The sequence below is a fragment of the Bradyrhizobium sp. LjRoot220 genome (assembly GCF_964252915.1).
Taxonomy (GTDB): domain Bacteria; phylum Pseudomonadota; class Alphaproteobacteria; order Rhizobiales; family Xanthobacteraceae; genus Bradyrhizobium.
Map to the genome: position 1 here is coordinate 1 of NZ_CAXUPS020000028.1, position 1,060 is coordinate 1,060.

General features: G+C 58.7%; 2 protein-coding genes. Both read right to left on the reverse strand.

Annotated elements, in window-relative coordinates:
- Positions 1-294: 294 nt before the first annotated feature.
- Positions 295-675, reverse strand: coding sequence for a flagellar biosynthesis repressor FlbT (gene flbT / locus ACSQ84_RS35945; protein WP_436216499.1), 381 nt, complete (start codon positions 673-675; stop codon positions 295-297).
- Between the two features lie 172 nt (positions 676-847).
- The coding region (locus tag ACSQ84_RS35950; RefSeq protein WP_436216500.1) for a flagellin at positions 848-1,060 on the reverse strand (213 nt) is incomplete at its 5' end.

Consider the following 1,060-nt stretch of genomic DNA (forward strand, 5'->3'; position numbering starts at 1 on the left):
GAGGAACTCCCGCAACAAATCATCCATCTGAGCGTGCCCTTCAACTATCGACATAGCGGTCGTCCGTCAGGCATAACCTTTCTGATTGCACGACCACGTTAATTTCATCGTCCGTGCAAATACGGATAACCCAAATAAATTGTCGTAAAATGCCGTGCAGACAGCGCGCCGGCGCCGGCAAAACACGTTGGCTGGCGTTTGAAATCCGACCGCGATTGGCCGCGATATTCGGCCGATGATTTCATCGATGAGGAAGCGGGCGCATTTTGCGTCGTGCAACAACACCGACGCGGATCAGGCCGCCAGCAAGGCGTCTTCGCGCTTCATCAATTTGCGAATTTCCTTGAGCGCCTTGTAGAGCGCGCCGCTGGAAACGTGTGCGTTGATGGCATCAATCGCCAGGCGATCGCCGGGACTGGTATGCCGCAGGTCGCGCAGGAAGCCCTGATACGCAGTCAGATATTTCGGGATATCGCTCTTCAGATACATGGTCTGAACGCAGAGATAGAGCCGCTTGGCCGGCGTATTGGCGGTCTCGGCGGTGACGGTGTCGCGCTCGCGAAGTATCGGCGCCTCGCCGTCGATCAGAAACGACGTACGGGTGGCGGAATTGATGAGAACGGTTTCGCCGATCACGATCCGCTCAAACGGTTTCAATTCGACGCGCAGTGGCACAAATCATCTCCCGTTCGAGAACGCACGCAAGCGCAATCGCCTGCGACGCCTGCGAAACATCCCTCGAGAATATGTGCGGCAAACGCGCCGCCATCCGATGTTCAGGAATTCTGGATCGATGGTGGCGGCGGGGTTTCCCCCGCCGCCTTGATCGTTGTCTTCGCGGCCGAACTTAGCGGAGCAGCTGGAGCACGCTCTGCTGGCTCTGGTTGGCCAGCGCCAGCGCGGACACCGCGATCGACTGGCGGGTCGACAGCGCCTGGCTGTTGGCCGCTTCCTCGTTGGTGTCGGCCAGCGTCAGGTTCGACGAGCCGGTCTGCAGCACGTTGATCAGGTTCTTGGAGAAGTCCTGACGGATCTGCACGATCGACAGGTTCGAACCCAA